The 2,247-nt window shown below is 56.7% G+C and carries 3 protein-coding genes; all 3 read right to left on the reverse strand.

What is annotated here, in order from left to right:
- Nucleotides 1–221, reverse strand: a 221-nt coding sequence (locus AC0KVQ_RS16315; RefSeq protein WP_473422253.1) for a TRAP transporter small permease, incomplete at its 3' end; no start/stop codon positions are given.
- Nucleotides 222–402: 181 nt separating this feature from the next.
- A complete protein-coding gene (locus AC0KVQ_RS16320; protein WP_473422254.1) occupies nucleotides 403–1,410 on the reverse strand; it encodes a TRAP transporter substrate-binding protein in 1,008 nt (335 codons plus the stop codon).
- A gap of 141 nt (nucleotides 1,411–1,551) precedes the next feature.
- Nucleotides 1,552–2,247, reverse strand: a 696-nt coding sequence (locus tag AC0KVQ_RS16325; protein WP_473422031.1) for an enolase C-terminal domain-like protein, incomplete at its 5' end; no start/stop codon positions are given.

A 2,247-nucleotide genomic window follows, 5' to 3' on the forward strand; every position in this document is an offset into this window, starting at 1 on the left:
ATGTGGGTGTTCTGCTTCATGGCGACGACAGCGCCGCAGAAGGTCAGCCAGATAAACATGAAGCGCGGTACTTCTTCGGCGAAATCGACGCCGCTATTGAAGCCGATGCGCAAGAAGACATTCAAACCCACCAATATCAGCATGCCGATCATCATGACAACCATGATGATCTCAAGAAGCCGAATGGCCGATGCCGACATCGTGTCGAGGATTTTTCCCATTTCTGAGTTCCTATCACCATCCATGTCCACACCCAGGCAACATGGATGAATTGCTAATTACCCGGCAGCCATCGGCTACCGGCACACGAAAAAAACCACCCTGCCCCCAGACCTGACGGCCTGGGGACAATGTATCGGGCAGGAGGAGGAGATCTGCCCGATGGATGGTTCTCTTTATGGTTTATTTGGCCTTGCGAGCTGCGTCGATCTCGGCGTAGAAGCCCTTGACGAAGTCTTCACCGATTTGTGGCGTGAACTTGGCCACCACCGGCTTCACCTTGTCCTGGATCTTGGCCAACTCGGCCGCCGGAATCGCATCAACCTTCACGCCAGCCTGGCTGAATTTGGCGATTACACTCTTGTCGCCTTCATCCAGCAGCTGACGCTGGTACAGACCGGCTTCCACCGCAGCCTTCTTCACGCCAGCCTTGTCGGCATCCGAGAGCTTGTCCCAGAACTTCTTGGAAGCGACCAGTGCCACCGGGGTGTAGACGTGGTTGGAAAGCGAAATGTACTTCTGCACTTCCTGCATCTTGTTGGCGTACATGTGCAGCAGCGGGTTTTCCTGACCATCGATCGCCTTGATTTCCAGTGCGGTAAACACTTCGGCGAAAGCCATCGGCGTCGGGTTGGCACCCAGCACCTTCCAGGTTTCCAGCGCGACCGGATTGGTCATCACGCGAACCTTCAGGCCGTTGATGTCTTCGAGCTTGGTCACCGGACGCTTGCTGTTGGACAGGTTGCGGAAGCCCATGCCGGTCCAGGTCAGGCCCACCACGCCGGTCGGCTCCAGCTTTTCAAAAATCTTCTTGGAGGAAGCGCCATCGAGCAGGGCATACACTTCCTTGGTGTTGGCAAACATGAACGGCAAATCCCAGATCTGGACTTCCTTCACGCGGGTGGAGAACGGCGCCAGCGTGCCGATGTAGAACTCCTGCGTACCGGCCTGTACGCCCTGCAATTGCTTTTCATCGCTACCGAGCGTGGCGCTGTGGAACGGCTGGATCTTGACGTTGTTGTTGGTGTATTTCAGTGCCAGCTCGGCAAACTTGTTCATGGCAATGGCCTGCGGATGCGTATCCGGCATGGCATGGCCGATCTTGGCGGTAACTTGCGCCAGCGCAGCGCCAGACATCAGGGCGGCAACGGCAGAAGCCAGTACAACGTGTTTGAAAATGCTCTTCTTCATCTCACTTCTCCTGGTTAAAACACACAACGACTTGCTGTATCTGCATGCGTTATTTAAAGGTGGTCCGTAGGACGGGTTTTAACCCGTCAATGTCACGCCATCCGGACGTTGACGGACTGAAGTCCGTCCTACGTTTTCAAATCAAGGCACCTGCAAAGTGCCATCGACCAGACGCGTCTGCGTCCAAGTGGTGATGGTGTTCTCGCACGGATACTTGGCGGCTTCCGCTTCGTTGATATCCACACCCAGGCCCGGCTTGTCGTTGGCGTAGACATAACCGTTGCGGAACTCCGGCAGGCCGGGGAACACGTCGAGCAGCGCTTCACGCGGACCCTTGAGTTCCTGGATCACGAAGTTGGGCGGTTCGGTGCCCGACCATTCCTGCACGCCGAAATTGCGTGCGGCCAGATCGATATGGATGTTGGCAGCGTGCGCCATCGGCGACATGTCGCCCGGGCCGTGCCAAGCGGTGCGCACGTTGTATTGCTCGGCGAAGAGCTGCAGCTTGCGGCCCGGGGTGATGCCACCGATCTGGCTCAGGTGCACGCGGATGTAGTCGATCAGGTGATCGGCGATGATCTTCTTCCACTCGTACGGGTGGTTGAAGAGTTCACCCTGCGCCAGCGGGATGCTGGTCTTGGCACGCAACTCCTTCAGCCATTCGCCTTCTTCCAGTGCAATTGCATCTTCAAGGAAGAACAGGTCGAATTGCTCCATCTCCTGCGCGAACTTGATTGCTTCGATCGGCTTCAAGCGTTCATGCACGTCGTGGCAGAGCTGCACATCCCAGCCCACCTTGCTGCGGATGCCTTCGAACAGCTTGAGCGTATCGCGCAT

It is taken from the genome of Formivibrio sp. oc-25 (genome assembly GCF_055810895.1).